Origin of the sequence: Stenotrophomonas sp. NPDC047960 (assembly GCF_043204395.1) — a bacterium.
Taxonomy (GTDB): domain Bacteria; phylum Pseudomonadota; class Gammaproteobacteria; order Xanthomonadales; family Xanthomonadaceae; genus Stenotrophomonas.
This window is the reverse complement of record NZ_JBIDBX010000001.1, coordinates 788,483-810,405: the sequence shown is the minus strand read 5'-3', so window position 1 is coordinate 810,405 and position 21,923 is coordinate 788,483. Positions and strand designations below refer to the sequence as shown.

The window sequence follows — 21,923 nt, the reverse complement described above, 5'->3', positions numbered from 1 at the left end:
GAGTGAAGGCAGTGCACGCGCCCTTCGCGCCACGGCGATGTCCCCTGCACCGCTCGTGCACGGATCACGCGGGAAGGTGACCCCTCTTCCACGCGGATGCCATCGCCATGCCTGCCCACCTCCCTGCTGTCGCCTACTCGGTCAATGTTGAACATGCGGACGCTGACGAACAGGCCACCATCGCCGAACTGGTCAAGGTGTTCACTGACATGGCCCAGGTCGTGGCCAACCACGAAGGGCATGCGCACCGCGCGGTGCATGCCAAGGGCCACGCGCTGCTGCGCGGGCGCTTCCATGTGCTCGGTGGGCTGTCGCCCGAGCTGAGCCAGGGCCTGTTCGCCACACCGGCCGAGTATGACGCCCTGGTGCGCTTGTCCTCGCCGCCGGCCGAGCAGCTGCCCGATACCGTCTCCACGCCGCGCGCGATGGCCGTCAAGATCATGGACGTGCCCGGTGCACGCGTGGAAGGCGGCGATGAGCAGCACAGCCAGGACTTCCTGATGGTCAATGGACCGGCGTTCAACACGCCCGGCATCAGCGGTTTCCTCCGCTCGGCGAAGCTGCTGGCGGCCACCACCGAGCGCATGCCGCGTACCAAGCAGGTGCTGTCGGCCACGTTGCGCGGCACCGAGGCGGCCCTCGAAGCCGTCGGTGGGCAAAGCGCCACACTCAAGGCGCTGGGCGGCGAACCGCAGCATCATCCGTTGGGTGAAACCTTCTTCACCCAGGTGCCATTCCGCTATGGCGCGTACATCGCCAAGTTTTCCTGGGTGCCGGTATCGCCGGCGTTGAAGGCGCTGACCGGCGAGCCGCTGGAATCGGCTGCGGACACGCAGCGCGAGGCGGTGGCCGCATTCTTCGCCCGGCCGGGTGCCGTGGCCGAGTGGGAGCTGCGGGTGCAGCTCTGCCGTGACCTGGAGAAAATGCCGATTGAAGACGCGTCGGTGGTGTGGCCTGAAGAGATCAGCCCGTACCTGCCCGTCGGCCGCCTCGTGGTCGAAGCACAGGCCTCCTGGAGTGCAGATGCCGAATCGAGCGAAGACCAGCTGGCCTTCGCCCCCTGGCACGCCCTGGCGGCGCACCGGCCGCTGGGCAATCTCAACCGCGCACGTCGCGTGGTCATGGCGGCCTCGCGTGAATTCCGCTCAACCTTCAACCGTTGCCCGATCCACGAACCCACCTCGGGTTGAACATTGTCAATCGCCCTTGGCGTGGCGCTGCTGGGCGTCGAAGCGCTGCATCGATTCGCGGATCAGCGCCTTCGCTTCAGCGGCGTTGCCCCAGCCGTTGAGCTGCACCGGGTTGCGGCCTTCGGGCAGGTCCTTGTAGACCCGGAAGAACGCTTCGATGCGCTGGCGTTCGATCAGCGGCAGATCCTGCAGGTCGCGGATGTTGGCGTAGGTCGGGTCGATCTTGTCCGTGGGTACGCCGATCACCTTCTCGTCGTGCTCGCCGTTGTCGACCATCTTCAGGTAGCCGATCGGGCGGAAGCGCACGATCACGCCCGGATGCAGCGGTTCGCGGGCCAACACCAGCGCATCCAGCGGATCGTTGTCGCCGGCCAGGGTGCGCGGCATCGAGCCATAGTTGGCCGGGTACGCGACCGGCATCGACTGGAAGCGGTCGACGTGGACCAGGCCGTCTTCCTTGATTTCGTACTTGGTGAAGCTGCCGGCGGGGATTTCCACGGCCAGGTTGGCTTCCTCCGGCGCTTCCTTCGGCTGGGCGGCCAGGAACGGATGCAGCACCGCGTTGCTGGCCAGGCTGGCGCCGGTGAGCAGCAGCAGTGCGGCGGCCAGGGCGATCAGGGGAAGCTTGGGTTGCGGGTTCATGGCAGTCCTTATTCCCAGCAGCGATCAGCGCGACCCTTCAGGGTCTGGGTGCGCGTGCAGTCGCGCGGGGCGATGCGGCCCTCGGTGAGTTCGGTCTTGCGCTTGCTGCCGTCGGCCTCGCGGTTGAGTTCGAAGCCGTCGTACAGGCGGCCGGTGACCGTGCGTGCTTCGTAGCGCAGGTGCCGTGGATCGATCGTGAGCACCTGGTACAGCTGGGTGTCCTCACCGACCGGCGCCATCGTCGCGCGTGCTTCTTCGGACAGCCGGTACTGCTTCGGGCCGGCCACCGTCACCACGTACTGCGGGGTGGCCGCCTGCCCTTCGCCACGACGCCCGTAGGTGTGGTCGTGGCCCTGCAGCACCAGGTCCACGTTGTGGCGGCGCACCACCGGCAGCAGCACGTCACGCAGCTCGGCGTTCTCGCGGCCCTCGCGCGGCGAATAGAACGGCTGGTGCAGCAGCACGATGCTCCACGGCTGCGGGTTGTCCGCCAGCACCTTGTCCAGCCACGCCGCCTGCGCCCGGGCCGTGCCCAGGTCCAGCGCCGAGGTCCCGTCCAGCACGGCGATGCGGACGCCCTGGTAGTCGAACCAGTAGGTGCTGGTGGATGCGGCCTCCACGCCGTTGCGCGGCAGGGCGAAGGTCACGGGCCAGTGCCGGCCCAGCACGCGGCGTTCCTGCGGGGTGTCTTCGAATTCCTCGAAGTACTCGTGGTTGCCGATCGCCGGTGCCACTGCGGTTTCCTGCGGCAGCCAGCCGGCGGCAGCGAACCACTCGCCCCACTCGCTGTCGTCCACGCCGTCACCGCCACTCACCAGGTCACCGGCAAACAGGATCAGGCGTGCATCCGGGGCGGCTTTGATGCCGGCACGCAGCACGCGCGAGACGTGGCTGACGTTCTTGTTCTGGGTGTCGCCGAAATACAGCAGGGTCAATGGCTGGTCGGCCCGCCCGGCGGTGCGCAGCTGGTTCCAGGCGCTCCAGGTGCCGTTGCCCTGCACCCGCCACAGGTACAGCGTGTCCGGCGCCAGTCCCACGACGTCGGCGCGGTGGTGATGGGATGTACCGAGCTCCGTGGCCAGCGCCGTGGTCACGGCGGTAACACGCCGGGGCGTGCCGACATCGGGCGAGTCGCCGGCAACCACCCATTCCAGCAGCGGCGTGCTGACGCTGCCATCAGTCCGCCACGCGACGGCGAAGCCGCGCGATGCGTCCTGCGCCGGCGAGGCCACGATACGGTCGGGGAAACCGGTCGCCGCGTAATGCCGGCTGCCGGCCGGCACCTGGGTGTTCGGTTCGGCCTTGCCCTCCGGCTTGGCCCAGCTGGAAGCGCTGCCCAGCAGCAGCAAGACCGCGAGCGCGCGGGCGCAGGCAGGAATACCGCTCACTTTGCACACTCCAGCGGCAGCGACAGCTGTCTGGCCACGCTGGCCCAGTCGAAGGCGACCACGCCCTGGTCGTCATGCACGGCGTACAGCGCGCCATGCGGGAAGCGCGGCGAGGCGGCCGTGCTCAGCCAGATACCATCGGTATTGGCCACGGTATTGCCCTGGAACGCGCCGACATGCTTCAGCGTGTTGCGGTCGAACAGATGGAATACGCTGCGATCCTTGCCCTGTTCGGTGGTGATCCACCAGCCGTCCTTGCCGCAGGTGCGCAGCATCACGCCTTCGGCCTGGGCCTTGAACGCATCGCGGCCGAAGGTGGTGCCGCTGAACCTGCCTTCCAGTGAATACACCTTGATTTCGCTGGCATAGCGTTCGTCTTCTTCGGCAATCAGCAGGCGGTCGTAGGCCGGGTCGCCCCAGATCGATTCCACCACGCGCAGCGCGCCGGCCTCGGTGGTGTCGCCGATGCTGGCGACCAGGCTCGCCTGCACCTTGCCGTCCTGCACCTGCACCGCATAGCGGCGCACGCGCTTGTCCAGCTCGGCCAGCGGCGGCAGCACGTCGTTGCCCTGCGCGTCTTCACCGGCGTCGTAGGAGTCGGTCACGTACACGTCATAGCCGTTGGACTGCTTGTTCACCCACAGCCCGTACGGCTTGCGCAGGTCGTCGGCGGCGAACGTGCCCAGCGGCGTGAACGACGGCAGCTGCAGCACCTGCACGCGGTGGTTGTCGCGCTCCACGATCAGCACCAGGTCATCGACCACGGCGATGCCGTTGGGCCGGACGAACTGACCTGGCGCGGTGCCGGTGCTGCCCACGTCACGCAGGTGCGCGCCGGTCTGGCCGTCGTAGACCACCAGCTTGTCGGTGGCCTTGGCGGTGGCGATCAGCCACACCTGCCCGTCCGGGCTGGTCCAGCTGGCCGGCGAGTCGATGTTGTCGGCAGGCGTCATCGGCGTGAGGAAGGCCTCGGCCACGGTGGCCACGTTGCGGCCGGTGGTGGCTGCGGCGGCGTCCACGGCGGGCGCGGCCGGCGCGGGGGCGGCAGCCGGCTTGCAGCCGGCCAGCAGCGCCAGCGCAAGCAGGCCCAGTGCGGGGCGTGCGCGCATCACAGCGCCACCTTCAGGCCCAGCGCGTAGGTGCGGCCGTACTCTTCGTTCTGCAGCGTGCGCGAACGCACGCCCTGGTACAGCTCCAGCGGCTTGTCGAGCAGGTTCTGCGCTTCGAAGTACACGCTCACGTTGGTGGTGATCTTGTAGTCCAGGCTGAAATCGAGCTGGGTATGGGGCGCCACGAAGATGTCGTAGGCGCGGCTGTCGCCCAGCGTATCCAGGTACTCGCTGCGGTACACGGCGGCGAGACGGGTGCTGAAGCCGGCCTTCTCGTAGCCCAGGTGTGCGCTGTAAACATGCCTGGAGGCACGCGGCAGGGTGAAGTCCTCGTCGGCGCGGCCGTCCAGGCCCGGGTCGAAATCGGTCTCCAGCCAGGTGCCGCTGGAACCGACCAGCAGGCCATCCCAACCGGCCGGCAGGAAGCTGAGCTGCTGCTGCCAGTTGAACTCGGCGCCGTAGACCTTGGCCTTGTCGCCGTTGATCACGCGGGTGACCTCGAAGCCCGGGTATTCGGGATCGCTGTCGCTGACGGTGTTGACGATGTAGCCGTCGATCGACTTGTGGAACAGGCCCAGCGAGAGGATGCCGGTACTGCCGATGTAGCGCTCGAACGACAGGTCCACATTGTTGGATTCGTACGGATCCAGCTCGGGGTTGCCGAGACGCACTTCCTCGTCGCCGCGGTTGTAGCCGATGCGCGGCGCGATATCGCCGAACGACGGGCGCGACACGGTCTTGTTGGCGGCTGCACGCAGCACCCAGTCGCTGCCGGCGTCGTAACGCAGGTGCAGGCCGGGCAGCACGTTGGTGTAGCTGCGGTCGGCGGTGAGCGGGGTCACGGTGAAGCTGCGGCCGTTGGCGGACACGTCGACCTGGTTGCCGGTGGCCTGGAACCGGGTGTTTTCCACCCGCACGCCGCCGATGATGCGCAGGCTGCCCACATCCCATGTACCCATGGCGTAGCTGGCGAAGATGTCTTCGCTGGCGGTGTAGTCCTCTTCCAGCGAGGTCATCGCATTGGCGCCGACATCCTGCGGGCGGGCACTGTACTGGCTGCCGAACTGGGCCCAGTAACGGCGCATCGCATCCGAGCTCATGCCCTGGCCGAGGCTGCCGCCACGGTGGTCGGGCGTGGCGGTGGTCCACTCGGACAACGCCACGTCGGGACCCACGCGAAGCTCGCGCTCGTCGGTATCCACGTCGCGGTCACGCCAGCGTCCCAGCAGGCCGAACTTGTAGCTGCTGTTGTCGCCGTCGAAGCGGATGTTGACCTGGGCGCTGTGCTCCTTGTCATCCACGCGCTTGGGCGAGACCACGAAACGGTCGAAATCGTAGTTGCCGTTGTCCATCCAGCTGGCATCGCTGAGCGTGTAGCGCGGGATGCCGCTGTTCTGGTCCACGGTGGCGGCCAGGTCGTCGCCGTTGTACTCGAAGCGCGCTTCCATCTCGTCGTTGACGCGCTCTTCGGTACGGGTGTAACCGACCTTGTAATCCAGCACCGCGTTGGTCAGGCGGTTCTCTCCGCCCAGGCTGGCGGCGAAGGTGTTTTCCTCCTTGGTGCGGTAACGCATGCGCTTCTGGATCGCATCGGCCGGCAGGTCGTCGACCCGGAACTGGTTGTTGCCCAGCGCGGTGACCTCGCCATCGCCGAAGTTGAAGATGGTGCGCTGGCGGGTTTCGGCGTCATCGAACTGGCTGTACAGGGTGCGCAGGTAGTACTGGCTGTCTTCATTGGGGCGCCAGTCGAAGTTGAGGTTGGCGCCGATGCGCTTGCGCTCGATCTCGTACTTGCGGTGCTGCAGGCTGTTGGCGAACAGCTCGTCTTCGCTGCCGCCGTCGAACTCGCCGTACTCGACTTCGCTGTTGTCGGACTCGAACTTCCGGTTCTGGTAGTTCACGCCCAGCGCCACGCCGAAGGTATCGGCGAACACTTCGCTGTAGTTGAACGCGGCCTTGGGGCTGGTGTGGCCGGACAGGTCCTGGTGGCTGGCTTCGATCTTGCCACGCAGGCTGCGCCCGTCGCGGTCGAAGGCCGAAGCGGACTCGACCAGGATCGCGCCGCCGATGGCGTCGCCGGGCATGTCCGGCGTCGGCGACTTGACCACGCGCAGGCGTTCGGTCGAGTCCGAGGGAATCACGTCCAGCGGCGCGGCGCGGCTGGAATCTTCCGGGGTACCCACGGCGATGCCGTCGATGCTGACGCTGTTGAGGTTGGCATCCAGGCCGCGCACCACCACGAAGCGGCCCTCGCCCTGGTCACGGGTGACACTGACGCCGGGCAGGCGCTGCAGCGATTCGGCCACGTTCTTGTCCGGGTAGACGCCCATGGCATCGGACGATACCGCGTCCTGGATGGCGTCGCTGCTGCGCTTGAGGTCAACCGCACGGGTCTGCGATTCCAGCTGCGGGCGCACTTCCACCCGGTCCAGTTCGGTGGCTGCCGCAGCGCCGACGAGCTCCCCGCTCGCGGCGGCCACGGCAGGCGCGGTGGACAGGACGAGCAACGACAGGCTGATGGCCAGCCCCAACGGCGATTTGTTCTGCACGGCTTCCCCAACGGTGTAAAGATTGGGTCAGCACGGTATGTCCGGGAGATTGCATGAACGTGACACCGGTGGCGATGGGCACCTTCTGGGGCGGACTATGGCCGGCCATGGCACCGGTGCGGCAAAATGGCGTTCTCCCCGTTTTGTTGGCATTCCCATGAAAATCGTCGAAGTTCGCCACCCGCTGGTGCAGCACAAGATCGGCCTGATGCGCGATGCATCCCTGAGCACCAAGGACTTCCGCGAGCTGGCCAATGAGCTGGGTGGCCTGCTGGCGTACGAGGCCACCGCCGACCTGGATACCGAAGCGCACACTCTCGCCGGTTGGGCCGGAGAGGTCACCGTGCAGCGCATTGCCGGTGCGAAGATCACGGTGGTGCCCATCCTGCGCGCGGGGCTGGGCATGCTCAGCGGCGTGCTGTCGCTGATTCCCGCGGCGCGGGTCAGCGTGGTGGGCCTGCAGCGCGATGAGGAAACCCTGCAGCCGGTGCCCTACTTCGAGCGCCTGACCGGGCGCCTGGAAGAGCGCGATGCGCTGATCCTGGACCCGATGCTGGCCACCGGCGGCACCCTGATCGCCACCATCGACATGCTCAAGCGCGCCGGGGCACGGCGGATCAAGGGTATTTTCCTGGTGGCGGCGCCGGAAGGCATTGCCGCGGTGCAGGCCGCGCACCCGGACGTGGAGATCTTCACTGCCGCGATCGATGCGCGCCTCAACGAGAAGGGCTACATCCTGCCCGGCCTGGGCGACGCCGGTGACCGCATCTTCGGGACCCGCGTGGCCGGTTGATCGGCGCGCTGTCAGGCCAGCGCGCGGGCCTTCAGCTCGCCCTGTTCGTGGGCGGTGCCGAACCGCCCCTTCTCGTCGCGGGTGACCTGGGCCAGCGCGCACTCGGGGTCGTGGGTAAAGAACAGGTGCACGTTGCGCGCCAGTTTGTCTTCGAGGAAGCTGCGCTTCTCGTCGATCAGCAGTTCGGCGTTGCGGTCGTAGCCCATGGTGATGGGTACGTGCACCCATGAGCGCCCGGGAATCAGGTCGGCACAGAACACCACGCCGCCGCGCGGCTGACCTTCTACCTGTTCCGGGCCAATGATTTCGGCCAGCATCAGGCCCGGGGTGTGACCATCGCTGAAACTGAAACGCACGCTGTTGCCCAGCGTGCGCGAATGCGGTCCTCCTACGATCTCCAGCCGCCCACTGTCGCGCAGCAGCTGCGGCAGTTCGGGAATGAAGCTGGCGCGGTCGCGCGGGTGAGGATCCAGCGCGCGTTCCCAGTGTTCGGCACCGACCAGGAAGGTCGCGTTGGGGAACAGCAGTTCCGGCGCGCGGCCTTCGCTCCACGGTGCCAGCAGGCCACCGGCGTGGTCGAAATGCAGATGGCTGAGCACCACCACGTCGATGTCCTCGTGCTCGAAGCCGGCTTCGCGCAGCGATTCGATCAGCACATGGCTGGGTTCCTGCACGCCGTAACGGTCACGCAGCTTCGGTTCGAAGAACGCCCCGATTCCGGTTTCGAACAGCACCGTTTTGCCCGCCAGCGGGCTCGCCAACAACGCGCGGCAGGCCAGTTCGATCCGGTTGAGATCGTCCGGTACCGCCCATTTTTCCCAGACCGCACGCGGCGCATTGCCGAACATCGCGCCGCCATCGAGCTTTTGTGAGTTACCGCGGATGGACCATAGTTTCATCGGTAAATTATCCGGCGGGCCGCGTTAATAATTCGCTATCCGCCGGCATGAAAAACCCCGCCGTGGCGGGGTTTTCGGTTTACCGTGCCGCCGCAGGAGCGACCGCTCCCGAACCGACCGGATTGCGCGGGTCGCTGCCCACGCTGAGCTGGTTGCTGCGGCGGTTCCACTCCACTGTCTGCAGGTTGCCCCACACGTGGCTGGAACCGCGCCCGCCTTCCGCGCTGTCGCCGGGCAGGTCGATCTTGTGGCCCATCGCCTGCAGCTGCTTGATGGTACCCGCATCGAACGCACCGGTTTCGGCCTCGATCACGTCCGGCAGCCACTGGTGGTGGAAGCGCGGCAACGCCGCAACCTGCTGCGCGTCGAGGCCATCGTCGTAGCCCAGCACGCCCAGCAGCACCATGGTGATGATGCGGCTGCCGCCCGGGGTGCCGAGCACCACGACCTTATCGGCCGATTCCATGAAGGTCGGGGTCATCGAGCTGAGCATGCGCTTGCCCGGCTTGGGCGCGTTGGCCGCATAGCCCATCACGCCGAACGCGTTGGGGGTACCCGGCTTGAGCGCGAAGTCATCCATCTCGTTGTTGAGCAGCACGCCGGTGCCCGACGGAATGAGGCCCGAGCCGTACAGCAGGTTCACGGTCTGGGTGGCGCCCACGCGGTTGCCGTCCTGGTCGATGATCGAGAAGTGGGTGGTCTCGTCATCTTCCAGCGGAGTCGGATTGCCCGACAGCAGGTCGCTGGGGGTGGCCTTTTCCGGGTGGATGGTGGCGCGCAGGCCCTGGGCGTAATCGCGGCTGGTCAGCACCTTCTGCGGAATCTGCACGAAATCCGGATCGCCCAGGAAGAAGGTGCGGTCACGGAACGCGCGGCGCATCGATTCCACCACCAGGTGGGTGCGGTGCGCCGGATCCATCGCCTTCAGGTCCCAGCCTTCCAGGATCTGCAGCATCGAGGCCAGCGCGATGCCGCCGGACGACGGCGGCGAGGCGGTGGTGATCTTCCAGTCGCGGTAGTTGAACACGATCGGTTCGCGCTGCTTGACCCGGTAACCGGCCAGCTCGTCGGCCGTCCACTTGCCACCGGCATGCTTCACCCCGGCCAGCAGCAGCTTGCCGGTCTGGCCCTTGTAGAAGCCATCGAACCCGCCTGCGGCCAGGCGCTCCAGCGTCTGCGCCAGCTCCGGCTGCCTGAACACATCGCCTTCGGCGATCGGTTTGCCGTTGCGCAGGTACACTTCCCGCGTTCCGGGGTACCGCTCCATCACTTCACGGCGCGAGGCATAGCCCTTGGCCATGCGCGCATACACCGGGAACCCCTCGCGGGCGATGCGGATCGCCGGGGCCAGCGATGCCTGCAGCGGCAGCTTGCCGTGCCTGGCCGACAGCTCCACCAGCGCCGCCGGCAGGCCGGGAATGCCGGCCGACCACGGTCCGTTCACCGACCGGTCGCGGTCCAGCTCGCCCTTCCTGTCCAGGAATGCTTCGGGGGTCGCGGCGGCCGGCGCGGTCTCGCGCGCGTCCAGCATCACGTCCTTGCCGGTCTTCGCATCGTGCAGCAGGAAGAACCCGCCGCCGCCCAGGCCGGAGCTGATCGGCTCGACCACCGCCAAGGTGGACGACACCGCCACTGCGGCGTCGAACGCGTTGCCGCCCTTGGCCAGAATCTCCATCCCCGCTTCGGTGGCCAGGTGATGGCCACTGGCAATGGCGACGCCTTCAGGATGCGCGGCCAGCGTGGCCTGCGGCGCAGGCTCGGCGGCCCATAGGGCCGGTGTCCACAGCAAGAGCAGCAGCAACCAGCGACGGGAGGGGGTGTTCATTCGGGGGCAGACTCCACATAGAGTTCGGGATGATCGCGCTGCAGCCCATGCAGCTTGGCCAGCAGCGCTTCCTGGGTTTCGGGAATGTCCGGATCGGGATCGATGCATTCCACCGGGCAGACGACCACGCACTGCGGTTCGTCGAAATGCCCCACGCATTCTGTGCAGCGTGCAGGGTCGATCACGTAGATGGTTTCACCCATCGAAATGGCCTGGTTGGGACAGGCGGGCTCGCATACGTCGCAGTTGACGCAGAGCTCATTGATTTTCAGCGACATGGCGTTACTCCACGCCAGTGCCGGCAGAGGAAAACCGGCCTGCGCAGCTGCGCGGGCCGGTCAACGGCGGCGTCCACGAAGGACGCCGCCCGGGCCGCGCACCAGTGCGCGGCCGCCATGGCACGGCTTACTTGGCTTCGACGAAGATGTACTCGGCGCCGGTCGGCTGGACGATCGACTGGACGCGGGCGTTGTCGGCCGCCTGGCCGATGAACACCACGCGCACACCCTTCATCGAGTCGGCGGACACGTCCTTGAACACGGCCTGGATCATGTCGGCCATCTTGCCCGAGGCGGACGAGCCGAAGGCCAGCATGTTGCCCGGCTGCACGCCACGGGCGACAGCAGCGGTGGCGCTCTCGACCTGGCGGTCGTACTTGGCCTGGAACTCCGGATCCGATTCCGGGGACAGGTAGTACAGGAACGGGCTGTTGGTGATATTGCCCATGTTCTGCACGGCCACGGCCTGCAGGTACTTCTTCCAGCCCGCATCGTCGTCCTTGGCCGGGGCGACGAGCGCCTGCTGGGCCTCGGCGACCGGTGCGGCTTCTTCCTTCTTGCAGGCGGTGAAGGCCAGCGCGAACGACGCGATCAACATGGCACGCATGGTGTTGTTCATGGAGTCTCCCTCTTGGTGATGCTTGGTATGTGTGGGTCTGGGGGTTTACGTTGGGCCCGGCTTCGCTTCGCGGACCTTGCGCAGCGCCTCGAGCACCGAGGCCGGCACGAAGCCGGACACGTCGCCGCCAAGACGGGCGATCTCGCGGACCAGCGAGGACGAAATGAAGCTGTGCTGCTCGGCCGGGGTCAGGAACAACGTCTCGACCTCCGGAATCAGGTGGCGGTTCATGCTGGCCATCTGGAATTCGTATTCGAAATCGGAGACCGCGCGCAGCCCGCGCAGCAGCACTCCACCCTGTTCGGAGCGCACGAAATGCGCCAGCAGGGTGTCGAAACCGCGCACTTCCACGTTGCGGTGGTGGGCCAGCGCATCGCGCGCCAGCGACACCCGCAGCTCCAGCGGCAGCGAAGGCCCCTTGGACGGGCTCTGCGCCACGCCGACCACCAGCTTCTCGAACAACGGCGCGGCCCGGTTCACCAGATCGATGTGACCGTTGGTGATCGGATCGAAGGTGCCCGGGTATACGGCGATGCGGCGGTTGGCTGCGGTCATGCGGAAGCTACGCGTTCTGATCTGGTGAAAGTGTAGCAGTGGCGCGCCTGTACAGGGCAAAGCGGACCTCCCGCGTGGCTCCTTCGCGGTGCAGCAGCCATCCCGGGGGCAGGCGCAGCGTCCGGCCGGCCGGGGACTCCAGGTACAGCCAGGCATCGGCGGCCAGGTGCGGCCCCAGCCCGGCCAGCACGGCCTCCCACAGCCCATCGGCGAACGGCGGGTCAATGAAGGCAATGTCGGCCAGGGCCGACGGGCGCTGGCCCAGCCAGTGCAGTGCATCGCCCTGCACCACCTCGATCTGGCCCTGGGCGCCCAGCCTGGCCACCGACTCGCGCAGCTGGCGGGCCAGCGCGGCATCGCGCTCCACCAGCGTGGCCTGCGCGGCCCCGCGCGACACCGCCTCCAGCCCCAGCGCACCGCTGCCGGCGAACAGGTCCAGCACCCGGGCTCCGCCCAGGCGCGGCATCAACCAGTTGAACAGGGTCTCCCGGACCCGGTCGCTGCTGGGCCGCAGGCCGGGCGCCAGTGGCACCGGCAGCCTGGTATTGCGCCATTTACCGCCAATGATGCGGACCTGGCCGACGGAGTGGGATGCGGGCGAGCGTGAATTCATCCGCCAAGAATACCGTGACCCCATTGAAACGCTGCCATCTTGAAATCGGGACAATCCGTCCCTACCCCTTGTGCAGCCGCCGCGCCGGGCGCGGCACCGTCCAAGGAGCACTCCACGATGACCGAGCAGACCCACAAAGAAACCCTGGGCTTCCAGACCGAAGTGAAGCAGCTGCTGCAGCTGATGATCCACTCGCTGTACTCCAACAAGGAAATCTTCCTTCGCGAGCTCATCTCCAACGCCGCCGATGCCTCGGACAAACTGCGCTTCGAAGCGCTGACCCAGCCGGGCCTGCTCGAAAGCGGCGGTGAGCTGCGCATCCAGGTCAGCGTCGACCCGCAGGCGCGCACCGTGACCATCGACGACAACGGCATCGGCATGAGCCGTGACGAGGCCATTGCCCACCTGGGCACCATCGCCAAGTCCGGCACCGGCGACTTCCTGCGCCAGCTCTCCGGCGACCAGAAGAAGGATTCGCAGCTCATCGGCCAGTTCGGCGTTGGCTTCTACAGCGCGTTCATCGTGGCCGACCAGGTCGATGTCTACTCCCGCCGGGCCGGCCTGCCGGCCAGCGAGGGCGTGCACTGGTCCTCGCGCGGCGAGGGCGAGTTCGACGTCGAAAGCATCGACAAGCCCGAGCGCGGTACGCGCATCGTGCTGCACCTGAAGGACGACCAGCAGGACTTTGCCGACGCCTGGCGCCTGCGCGGCATCATCAAGAAGTACTCGGACCACATCGGCCTGCCGATCCAGATGGTCAAGGAACACCACGGCGATGACGCCCCGGCCGAGTTCGAATGGGAAACCGTCAACCGCGCCAGCGCGCTGTGGACCCGCCCGCGCACCGAGATCAGCGACGCCGAGTACCAGGAGTTCTACAAGCACGCCGCGCACGACCACCAGGATCCGCTGGCATGGAGCCACAACAAGGTCGAGGGCAAGCTCGAGTACACCTCGCTGCTGTACGTGCCCGGCCACGCGCCGTTCGACCTCTACCACCGCGACGCGCCCAAGGGCCTGAAGCTGTATGTGCAGCGCGTGTTCGTGATGGACCAGGCCGAGCAGTTCCTGCCGCTGTACCTGCGTTTCATCAAGGGCGTGGTCGATTCCAACGATCTGTCGCTGAATGTGTCGCGCGAAATCCTGCAGTCCGGCCCGGTCATCGATTCGATGAAGTCGGCGCTGACCAAGCGTTCGCTGGACATGCTGGAAAAGCTGGCCGCCGACAAGCCCGAGGTGTATGCCGGGTTCTGGAAGCAGTTTGGCCAGGTGCTGAAGGAAGGCCCCGCCGAAGACTTCAACAACCGCGAGAAGATCGCCGGTCTGCTGCGCTTCGCCTCGACCCATGACGCCAGCGGCGAGCAGAGCGTTTCGCTGGCTGATTACATCGGCCGCATGATCGAAGGGCAGGACAAGATCTACTTCCTGACCGGCGACAGCCACACCCAGGTCAAGGACAGCCCGCACCTGGAGGTGTTCCGCAAGAAGGGAATCGAAGTACTGCTGCTCACCGACCGCATCGACGAATGGCTGATGGGCTACCTGACCGGGTTCGACGGCAAGTCGTTCGTGGACGTCGCCCGTGGTGACCTCGACCTTGGCGCACTGGAAACCGCCGAGGACAAGCAGGCGCAGGAAGAAGCGGCCAAGGACAAGCAGGGCCTGGTCGAGCGGCTCAAGGGTGCGCTGGGCGACGACGTGGCCGATGTCCGCGTGTCGCATCGCCTGACCGATTCACCGGCCATCCTGGCCATCGGCGAACAGGACCTGGGCCTGCAGATGCGCCAGATCCTGGAAGCCAGTGGCCAGAAGGTGCCCGACAGCAAGCCGGTGTTCGAATTCAACCCGGGCCACCCGCTGATCGGCAAGCTGGACCAGGAAGCCGATGCGGACCGCTTCGGCGATCTGAGCCGGGTGCTGTTCGACCAGGCCGCGCTGGCGGCGGGCGATACGTTGAAGGACCCGGCGGCCTACGTGCGCCGGCTCAACAAGCTGTTGCTGGAGTTGTCGGCCTGATGATGCGCGCCCACCAACGGTGGGCAGCTTCCGGCAGCGCGCCACCCCCGGTGGCGCGTCGCCGTCAGGCGCGCTCGTCCAGCAGCGCGCCCAGCATGTCGTCAGCCCTCCGGATCAAGGTCGCGTTGGCCTTGAACGCCAGCACCTCGCTGCGAGCCGCCAACAGATCTGCCATGGGCGCGGTGGGATCCTGATCCGTCGTCGCCACGCTGGCCTGCACGCCCCCTTCCACCGTGCTGCTGCGCCACACCTGCAGCCGCTGCGCGTCGGGGGTGGACAGGTTGGCGATGTTGTGCGCCGCGGCCTGTACGCCCTGCTGGGCCGCGCGCAGGCCGCTGCCGGCAATGGCCGGAATGGTGCTCATGGTGACCCGCCCTGAGCCGTAAAAGCACGGCCCTCCACCGTCGTTAACGGCCGCCCCGGCGCAGCCTTGAATGCACGCGGGCCCGACAGGCCCGGGTGATAACATATCCCCCTGATTTCAGCGCCGAATCCCATGCTCAGCTTCTTCCGTCGCAAAAAGCCCCAGGACGCTCCGCAGGACGCGCCCAAGACCCAGCACTACTCGGCTGAAGAACTGGCCGCCGCGTTCCCGTCGGCCGCGCCTGTCGATGAACCGGTCGCCCCGGCCATCGAACCGGCCCACGCTCCGGCGGAACCGGTCACCCCGGATGCAACCGCGGTAGCGCCGGCCGTTGCCCGGCAGCCTGCGCCCGCCGATCTTCCGGCCCCCGCGCTGCCCGTTGAAGCGCCGCCCGCCCCGATCCACGCTGCTGCCCCGGTAGTGGTCGCTACCGAAATCGTGCAGGAAGCCGCGCAACCGCTGGCCTCACCCGCAGCCACGGACGACGCCGCCCCGGCCGCGCCGGGCAAGACCGGCTGGCGCGACCGCCTGCGCAACAGCGTGATCGCGCGCAGCTTCGGCGGCCTGTTCTCGCGCAACCCCAAGCTCGATGACGACCTGCTGGATGAGCTTGAAACCGCACTGATCACCGCCGATGTCGGCGTGGGTGCCACCACCGCGCTGGTGGACGGCCTGCGCAAGCGCATGAAGGCGCGCGAATTCGCCGATGCCAACGCGCTGCTCAAGGCACTGCGCGCCGACCTGATCGCGATCCTGCAGCCGGTCGCGCGCCCGCTGGTGATCGACCGCAGCGCAAGACCCTTCGTGATCCTTACCGTTGGCGTCAACGGCGTCGGCAAGACCACCACCATCGGCAAGCTGGCCAAGCGTTTCAAGGACGACGGCCACAGCCTGATGCTGGCCGCCGGCGATACCTTCCGCGCCGCTGCCGTGGCACAGCTGCAGGCGTGGGGCGAGCGCAATGGCGTGGCCGTGGTGGCGCAGGGCCAGAATGCCGATGCCGCATCGGTGGCATTCGATGCGCTGCAGGCCGGCAAGGCGCGCGGCACCGAAGTGCTGATCGCCGACACCGCTGGCCGCCTGCATACGCAGGGCGGGCTGATGAACGAGCTGGGCAAGATCCGCCGCGTGCTGGGCAAGATTGATGAAAACGCGCCACACGAGGTGCTGATGGTCATTGATGGCACTACCGGCCAGAACGCGCTGTCGCAGCTGCGCCAGTTCCATGCCGCAGTCAACGTCACCGGCCTGGTGGTGACCAAGCTCGATGGCACCGCCAAGGGCGGCGTGGTGTTCGCGCTCGCGCGCGAGTTCGGCATTCCAATCCGCTTCGCCGGCATCGGCGAGCGTCCGGAAGACCTGCGCGTGTTTGATCCGGAAGCGTTCGTGGACGCGTTGCTGCCGGAAGCGCTGGGCGGCTGAGCACGCCCGCACGCCCCATGCCGCGCCCGCCTGCCGCCAGCGAAACGCCAGCCATCGGGGATGCCTTCGTGAGGCGGCTGCTGCCGTGGTTCGACCGCAATGGCCGGCATGATCTCCCCTGGCAGCACCCGCGCACGCCGTACCGGGTGTGGTTGTCGGAAATCATGCTGCAGCAGACCCAGGTCGCCACGGTCATTCCGTACTTCCTGAAGTTCCTGTCCGTGTTTCCCAGCCTGCCGGCCCTGGCCGCCGCCAGCAACGATGCGGTGATGGCACAGTGGGCGGGCCTGGGCTACTACGCCCGCGCACGCAACCTGCATGCCGCCGCGCAGCAATGCGTGGCGCTGCACGGAGGCGAACTGCCGCGCGACATCGACGCACTGCATGCACTGCCCGGCATCGGCCGCAGCACCGCCGGCGCGATCCTCAGCCAAGCGTGGAACGACCGCTTCGCGATCCTGGACGGCAACGTCAAGCGCGTGCTCACCCGTTACCACGGTATCGAAGGCTTCCCTGGCCTGCCCGCAGTGGAAAAGGTCCTGTGGGCACTGGCCCAGGTGCATGTGGAACACGTACCGGCCGGTCGCCTTGCTGATTACACGCAGGCACAGATGGACCTGGGCGCCACGGTCTGCACCCGCAACCGACCCGCCTGCGTGATCTGCCCGCTGCAGGAAGACTGCGTGGCGCGCCGCGAAGGTCGCAGTGGGCAGCTGCCCACGCCGAAGCCGGGCAAGGTCCTGCCCGAACGCGAGGCGGTGGCGCTGCTGCTGCGCGATGCACAGGGCCGGGTGCTGCTCCAGAAGCGGCCGGACACCGGCATCTGGGCGCAGCTGTGGACGCTGCCGCAGGCCGACAGCGGCAGCGCGCTGCAGGACTGGTTCGATGCACATGTGCTCGGTTCGCTGGATGATGCCGAGGAGCTGCCAGTGTTGCAGCACACCTTCAGCCACTATCGCCTGCACCTGCAGATCCTGTCGCGCCGGGTGGATGGGTTGCGCAGTGACGATCCTGGCCTGCGCTGGGTACCGGTGCAGGAGCTGCCCAGCCTGGGCCTGCCTGCACCGATCCGCAGACTGCTGGAAAGCGGCAGTGTTCCGCGCGTCCCCGCCACACGCCGTAAACTACGTGCTGCAATGACTTCGAAGAACACCGAGTAGCCCATGGCCCGCACCGTTTTCTGCCAGTACGAACAACGCGACACCGAAGGACTGGATTTCGTGCCTTATCCCGGAGCGCTGGGCAAGCGCATTTTCGACGGCATCGGCAAGACTGCCTGGGCGGCCTGGCTGGCGCACCAGACGATGTTGATCAACGAGAACCGGCTGTCGCCGCGCGATCCGAAGCATCGCGCGTTCCTGGAAGACGAGCTGGTCAAGTTCCTCTTCAGCGGTGGCGCCGAGAAACCGGCCGGGTTCGTGCCGGAAGCCTGATCGCGGCTGCAGGCTGCGATCAGGCGGTCGCGCACGCGAAAAACGGCAGGAGCCGTTCTCAACGTCGCGAAGCGACCGCCCGGAGGGTGCCCGCCAGGACGACGGGCATACCGTTGGTCGTGCGACCAATGTGCCGACCAACGGTCGACACCTACCTACTGCTCGGGCGACGTTTGCCCTGCTTCGCGTTCCTGCACCTGCGCCTGGCGCATTTCCTGCTCCGAGGATCGCAGCGTCTTGACGTCCAGGGGGCGGATCGAGCTGATGAAGCACGGTACGCTCGGGCCACGGTTGGGGTCGCGGACCAGCACCCGGTCGAAGCGCGACGACACCTGCCCGGTCTGACTGGTCAGCCCGATCGCGGTGGCGTAGCTGAGGCCGTAGCACGGGCCACGCAGTTCAATCAGATAGGCTTCGCTGGGGCGGGTCCACACCGCCAGGGCGCTGTCACCCAGTTCTGTCCAGCCATTGAGCGAGCCGAAGTAGCGCATCGACGGTTGCGGCGGACCGGCGTGGGCGCGGTACAACTCCAGGCGTTCGGCGCCGGTCAGGCGGCCGGTGGCACACCCGGCCAGCGTCAAGCCCATTGCAACGATGGCGACAAGCGTCTTCATGGCACCTCCGCGGTGGGACAACAAGGCCATCATGCACCGGCGGCTGCCCGCCCGCAGCCCCGGGCGGGCGGCTGTTCAGCTGGCAGCTCAGACCTCGGCGTGGGCCAGGGCGTGCAGCCGGCCTTCGCGCAGTTCCAGCACGCGGTCCAGCTTCCGCGCCAGGCTGCGGTCGTGGGTCACCAGCACCAGGCTGGTGTGGTGGGCGCGGTTGAGGTCCAGCATCAGCTCGAACACGGTTGCGGCGGTCTTGTCGTCCAGGTTGCCGGTCGGTTCGTCGCCCAGCACGCAGGCCGGGCGGTTGACCAGCGCGCGGGCCACGGCGGCACGCTGGCGCTCGCCACCGGACAGCTCGCCCGGCTTGTGCTCCAGGCGGTGCCCGAGGCCAACCGATTCCAGCAGTCCTTTCGCGCGTGATCGGGCATCGGCTACTTCCTCGCCGCCCAGCAGGACCGGCATCATCACGTTTTCCAGCGCGGTGAATTCGGGCAGCAGGTGGTGGAACTGGTACACGAAGCCCAATGCGCGGTTGCGCAGCCGCCCGCGCTGGCCATCTGACAGCGCCGACATCTGGTGGCCGGCCACGAACACTTCACCGGCGGTGGGTGTGTCCAGCCCGCCCAGCAGGTGCAGCAGCGTGCTCTTGCCGGCGCCGGAGGCACCGATGATCGCCACGGTCTCGCCGGCGGCCACGCTCAGGTCCAGGCCGTTGAACACCGGGGTCTGCATGCGGCCTTCCGCATAGGTCTTGGCCAGTCCCTGCGCACGAATCACTTCGTCGCCGCGGTTGATCGGCTCATTCATAGCGCAGGGCCTCCGCCGGCTGGGTGCGGGCAGCGCGCCACGCGGGGTACAGGGTGGCCAGGAAGCTCATGACCAGTGCGACGACGGTGATGATCACGATGTCCGGGGTCTGCATGTCGGTTGGCAGGCCGGTGATGTAGTACACGTCCTCCGGCAGCAGCTTGACGTTGAACAGCGTCTCGATCGCACCCAGGATGCGTTCCAGGTTCAGGGTCAGGGTGATGCCGCCCACCACGCCGAGCACCGTGCCGAAAATGCCGATCAGCGAGCCCTGCACCATGAACACCTGCATCACCCCGCCCGGGGTCAGGCCCAGGGTGCGCAGGATCGCGATGTCGGCCTGCTTGTCGGTAACCAGCATCACCTGCGAAGAAACGAGGTTGAACGCGCCCATGGCGATGATCAGCGAGAGCAGGATGCCCATCACCACTTTTTCCATGCGCAGCGAGTGGTACAGGTTGGCATTCTGCTGGGTCCAGTCGCTGACCCGGTAGCCGCCCTTGAGGTTGTGCGCCAGGTCCACGCCCACATCCAGCGCCTTGTCCATGTCGTGCAGTTTCAGGCGCACGCCGGTAACCCCGTCCATGCGCAGCACACGCTCCAGGTCGGCCATGTTGGCGTAGGCGACGCCGCGGTCGATTTCGTTGTAGCCGGCCTCGAAGATGCCGCTGACCGTAAAGCGCTTCAATCGGGGCATCGCGCCCATCGGGGTGCCCTGTACTTCCGCCAGGGTCACCAGCACGGTGTCGCCGACGTCCACGCCCAGCCAGATCGCCAGTTCCTGGCCGACCAGCAGGTTGTAGCTGCCTTCCTTCAGGCTGTCGAAGCTGCCCTTCTTCAACTTGGTATTGATCACCGACACCGCCGGCTCCAGCGCCGGATCGATGCCCTGCACGATCGCGCCCTGCACCCGGGCGCCGCTGAGCATGGCCTGGATCTCGATGTACGGCGCGGCACCGGCCACGCGCGGATCCTTGCGGGCCACCTCGACCGCATGCTGCCAGTTGGCCATGGGCGCGCCGTCGGCGGTGATGGTGGTGTGCGCGGTCATCTGCAGCAGGCGGTCGCGGATTTCCTTCTGGAAACCGCTCATCACGGCCAGTGTCGTGATCAGCACGGCCACGCCCAGGGCAATGCCCAGGATCGAGGCCATGGAGATGAAGGAGATGAAGCCGTTGCGGCGCTTGGCCCGCAGGTAACGCAGGCCGATGGCTACTGGTATGGGTTTGAACATGCAGGTACGCCGGACAATTCAGCCTATGGTGCCATCACGGAGGTGAACACGGAATGGAACGCCCCCGGATTGCCAGTCGCAGTTCACGTCGCCGCGTTGGCGGCAGGGTATCGGGCCAGAACAGGCGGGCATGATAGCGGCCATTGCAGCGCCAGCTGAGCTGCAGCAGTGGGCCGCGGTCCTGCAGGGCCAGGGCGTCCACGGCCAGGCCATCAACCTGGGCCGGGGCGTCGCCGGCAGGGATCACGAAGGTGAGTGGCCGACGACGGGCATGGCGCCAGCCCTGCACGGCCGTCCCTGCCGCGGCCGCCAGGCCCAGCGGCCACTGCGCGGCGGTCGGCAGCGCGCTGGCCGTGGCGACCCACGGCATCAGCAGGGCAAACAGGATGTGCGCGGCAACCTGCCAGCGCGAGGGGCGCCACTCAAGCCGGCAGGGCGCGGATCCGGGCAATGAGATCGGTGAGCTCGGCATCCGGGCATACCTCGTAACCCATGAACCAGCGCCACAACTTATCGTCCTCGCAGTCGAGCAGGCGCAGGAAAACCTCGCGCTCGTCGGTCGGTGCAGTGCCCCATTGGCGGTCGAGGTAACGCTCGAACAGCTGGTCCAGTTCGCGCATGCCGCGGCGGCAGCGCCAGCGGAGCTTCTTGAGGAGGATGGCTTCGTCCATTTCGGGTTCCCACATAAGGCAAAGCCACGCAGGGCGTGGCTTTGCCGGTTTCGATCATTTCCGTGAGGAAATCAGGCGCGGCGCGCCATCATCAGCTTCTTGATCTCGGCGATCGCCAGCGCCGGGTTCAGGCCCTTCGGGCAGGTGCGGGCGCAGTTCATGATGGTGTGGCAGCGGTACAGCTTGAACGGGTCTTCCAGGTCGTCCAGGCGCGCACCGGTGTCCTCGTCGCGCGAGTCGACGATCCAGCGGTAGGCCTGCAGCAGGATCGCCGGGCCCAGGTAACGCTCGCCGTTCCACCAGTAGCTCGGGCAGCTGGTCGAGCAGCACGCGCACAGGATGCACTCGTACAGGCCATCGAGCTTCTTGCGGTCTTCCGGCGACTGCAGGCGCTCACGGTCCGGCGGCGGCGGGGTCTGGGTGCGGATCCACGGCTTGATCGAGGCGTACTGCGCGTAGAAGTGGGTCAGGTCCGGTACCAGGTCCTTGATCACGCTCATGTGCGGCAGCGGGTAGATCGGCACCTCGGCCTTGCCGCAGTCGGCAATGGCGCGGGTGCAGGCCAGCGTGTTGGTGCCGTCGATGTTCATCGCGCACGAACCGCAGATGCCCTCGCGGCACGAACGACGGAAGGTCAGGGTCGGGTCGATCTCGTTCTTGATCTTGATCAGCGCGTCCAGGACCATCGGGCCGCACGCGTCCAGATCGATTTCGTACGTATCGGTCCGCGGGTTGCTGTCGTCGTCGGGACTCCAGCGGTAGATCTTGAAGGTACGGGTGTTCTTCGCACCGCTCTTGGCGGGGAAGTGCTTGCCCTTTCCGATCTTGGAATTCTTTGGGAGGGAAAACTCGGCCATGGCTGTTCTCGTTGGCTCAGGCGGCTCGCGCTGCAATGCAGGCGCGGCTGG

Annotated in this window: 23 protein-coding genes; 6 read left to right on the top strand and 17 right to left on the bottom strand. The window is 67.1% G+C overall.

Annotation, left to right across the window (positions count from 1 at the left end):
- Positions 1–107: 107 nt before the first annotated feature.
- Complete coding sequence (locus tag ACGFZ3_RS03955) at positions 108–1,190, top strand: catalase family protein (protein ID WP_392916658.1); 1,083 nt, start codon at positions 108–110, stop codon at positions 1,188–1,190.
- 6 nt (positions 1,191–1,196) lie between these two features.
- On the opposite strand, the gene ACGFZ3_RS03950 is transcribed toward ACGFZ3_RS03955, so the two are convergent.
- From ACGFZ3_RS03950 to ACGFZ3_RS03935, 4 genes are read right to left on the bottom strand one after another with little or no spacing between them, the layout of a single operon-like run.
- Complete coding sequence (locus ACGFZ3_RS03950) at positions 1,197–1,832, bottom strand: inorganic diphosphatase (RefSeq protein ID WP_392916656.1); 636 nt, start codon at positions 1,830–1,832, stop codon at positions 1,197–1,199.
- Positions 1,833–1,840: 8 nt separating this feature from the next.
- A complete protein-coding gene (locus ACGFZ3_RS03945) occupies positions 1,841–3,220 on the bottom strand; it encodes a metallophosphoesterase (protein WP_392916653.1) in 1,380 nt (459 codons plus the stop codon).
- Positions 3,217–4,329, bottom strand: a complete 1,113-nt coding sequence (locus tag ACGFZ3_RS03940; RefSeq protein WP_392916650.1) for a phytase — start codon at positions 4,327–4,329, stop codon at positions 3,217–3,219. Before ACGFZ3_RS03940 ends, ACGFZ3_RS03945 begins: the two co-directional genes overlap by 4 nt.
- Positions 4,329–6,878 (bottom strand): TonB-dependent receptor, encoded by a 2,550-nt coding sequence (locus ACGFZ3_RS03935; RefSeq protein ID WP_392916647.1) that lies wholly within the window; start codon positions 6,876–6,878, stop codon positions 4,329–4,331. The genes ACGFZ3_RS03940 and ACGFZ3_RS03935 overlap by 1 nt, the downstream gene beginning before the upstream one ends.
- A 157-nt stretch (positions 6,879–7,035) precedes the next feature.
- On the opposite strand from ACGFZ3_RS03935, the gene upp reads away from it, so the two are divergent.
- Positions 7,036–7,671 (top strand): uracil phosphoribosyltransferase, encoded by a 636-nt coding sequence (gene upp / locus ACGFZ3_RS03930; protein ID WP_392916644.1) that lies wholly within the window; start codon positions 7,036–7,038, stop codon positions 7,669–7,671.
- Between the two features lie 11 nt (positions 7,672–7,682).
- On the opposite strand, the gene ACGFZ3_RS03925 is transcribed toward upp, so the two are convergent.
- From ACGFZ3_RS03925 to rsmD, 6 genes are all read right to left on the bottom strand, one after another.
- Positions 7,683–8,570, bottom strand: a complete 888-nt coding sequence (locus tag ACGFZ3_RS03925; protein WP_392916641.1) for an MBL fold metallo-hydrolase — start codon at positions 8,568–8,570, stop codon at positions 7,683–7,685.
- Positions 8,571–8,649: 79 nt separating this feature from the next.
- Positions 8,650–10,395, bottom strand: coding sequence for a gamma-glutamyltransferase (gene ggt / locus ACGFZ3_RS03920; RefSeq protein ID WP_392916638.1), 1,746 nt, complete (start codon positions 10,393–10,395; stop codon positions 8,650–8,652).
- Positions 10,392–10,673, bottom strand: coding sequence for a YfhL family 4Fe-4S dicluster ferredoxin (locus ACGFZ3_RS03915; protein WP_068851051.1), 282 nt, complete (start codon positions 10,671–10,673; stop codon positions 10,392–10,394). The genes ggt and ACGFZ3_RS03915 overlap by 4 nt, the downstream gene beginning before the upstream one ends.
- Before the next feature lie 127 nt (positions 10,674–10,800).
- Entirely contained in the window at positions 10,801–11,292 is a 492-nt protein-coding gene (locus ACGFZ3_RS03910) for a hypothetical protein (protein ID WP_392916635.1), read from the bottom strand.
- Positions 11,293–11,337: 45 nt separating this feature from the next.
- The gene (gene coaD, locus ACGFZ3_RS03905; protein ID WP_392916632.1) at positions 11,338–11,847 is read right to left on the bottom strand and encodes a pantetheine-phosphate adenylyltransferase; all 510 of its coding nucleotides are present in this window, start codon (positions 11,845–11,847) and stop codon (positions 11,338–11,340) included.
- A 7-nt stretch (positions 11,848–11,854) separates the two neighbouring features.
- Entirely contained in the window at positions 11,855–12,460 is a 606-nt protein-coding gene (gene rsmD / locus ACGFZ3_RS03900; RefSeq protein WP_392916629.1) for a 16S rRNA (guanine(966)-N(2))-methyltransferase RsmD, read from the bottom strand.
- A gap of 117 nt (positions 12,461–12,577) precedes the next feature.
- On the opposite strand from rsmD, the gene htpG reads away from it, so the two are divergent.
- On the top strand, positions 12,578–14,476 hold the full coding sequence (htpG, locus tag ACGFZ3_RS03895) for a molecular chaperone HtpG (protein ID WP_392916626.1): 1,899 nt from the start codon (positions 12,578–12,580) through the stop codon (positions 14,474–14,476).
- Between the two features lie 64 nt (positions 14,477–14,540).
- On the opposite strand, the gene ACGFZ3_RS03890 is transcribed toward htpG, so the two are convergent.
- Complete coding sequence (locus tag ACGFZ3_RS03890) at positions 14,541–14,840, bottom strand: hypothetical protein (RefSeq protein WP_392916623.1); 300 nt, start codon at positions 14,838–14,840, stop codon at positions 14,541–14,543.
- A gap of 132 nt (positions 14,841–14,972) precedes the next feature.
- On the opposite strand from ACGFZ3_RS03890, the gene ftsY reads away from it, so the two are divergent.
- The 3 genes from ftsY to ACGFZ3_RS03875 are packed head-to-tail and all read left to right on the top strand — an operon-like array spanning position 14,973 to position 17,695.
- Entirely contained in the window at positions 14,973–16,262 is a 1,290-nt protein-coding gene (gene ftsY / locus ACGFZ3_RS03885) for a signal recognition particle-docking protein FtsY (RefSeq protein WP_392916619.1), read from the top strand.
- Positions 16,263–16,279: 17 nt separating this feature from the next.
- Positions 16,280–17,422, top strand: coding sequence for an A/G-specific adenine glycosylase (gene mutY / locus ACGFZ3_RS03880; RefSeq protein WP_392916616.1), 1,143 nt, complete (start codon positions 16,280–16,282; stop codon positions 17,420–17,422).
- Positions 17,423–17,425: 3 nt separating this feature from the next.
- Positions 17,426–17,695 (top strand): oxidative damage protection protein, encoded by a 270-nt coding sequence (locus ACGFZ3_RS03875; RefSeq protein ID WP_392916613.1) that lies wholly within the window; start codon positions 17,426–17,428, stop codon positions 17,693–17,695.
- Positions 17,696–17,850: 155 nt separating this feature from the next.
- Here the strand turns inward: ACGFZ3_RS03875 and ACGFZ3_RS03870 are convergent, their stop codons facing one another.
- The 6 genes from ACGFZ3_RS03870 to ACGFZ3_RS03845 form a co-directional block, all read right to left on the bottom strand.
- On the bottom strand, positions 17,851–18,309 hold the full coding sequence (locus ACGFZ3_RS03870) for a DUF6491 family protein (protein WP_392916610.1): 459 nt from the start codon (positions 18,307–18,309) through the stop codon (positions 17,851–17,853).
- Positions 18,310–18,396: 87 nt separating this feature from the next.
- The gene (gene lolD / locus ACGFZ3_RS03865) at positions 18,397–19,110 is read right to left on the bottom strand and encodes a lipoprotein-releasing ABC transporter ATP-binding protein LolD (RefSeq protein ID WP_392916607.1); all 714 of its coding nucleotides are present in this window, start codon (positions 19,108–19,110) and stop codon (positions 18,397–18,399) included.
- Positions 19,103–20,344: a lipoprotein-releasing ABC transporter permease subunit gene (locus ACGFZ3_RS03860; RefSeq protein ID WP_392916604.1), complete on the bottom strand. Its 1,242-nt coding sequence runs from the start codon at positions 20,342–20,344 to the stop codon at positions 19,103–19,105. The genes lolD and ACGFZ3_RS03860 overlap by 8 nt, the downstream gene beginning before the upstream one ends.
- Before the next feature lie 34 nt (positions 20,345–20,378).
- Entirely contained in the window at positions 20,379–20,816 is a 438-nt protein-coding gene (locus ACGFZ3_RS03855; RefSeq protein ID WP_392916600.1) for a hypothetical protein, read from the bottom strand.
- Complete coding sequence (locus tag ACGFZ3_RS03850) at positions 20,767–21,015, bottom strand: succinate dehydrogenase assembly factor 2 (RefSeq protein WP_392916597.1); 249 nt, start codon at positions 21,013–21,015, stop codon at positions 20,767–20,769. The genes ACGFZ3_RS03855 and ACGFZ3_RS03850 overlap by 50 nt, the downstream gene beginning before the upstream one ends.
- Positions 21,016–21,086: 71 nt before the next feature.
- Positions 21,087–21,872, bottom strand: a complete 786-nt coding sequence (locus ACGFZ3_RS03845) for a succinate dehydrogenase iron-sulfur subunit (RefSeq protein ID WP_093534163.1) — start codon at positions 21,870–21,872, stop codon at positions 21,087–21,089.
- Between the last annotated feature and the right edge of the window lie 51 nt (positions 21,873–21,923).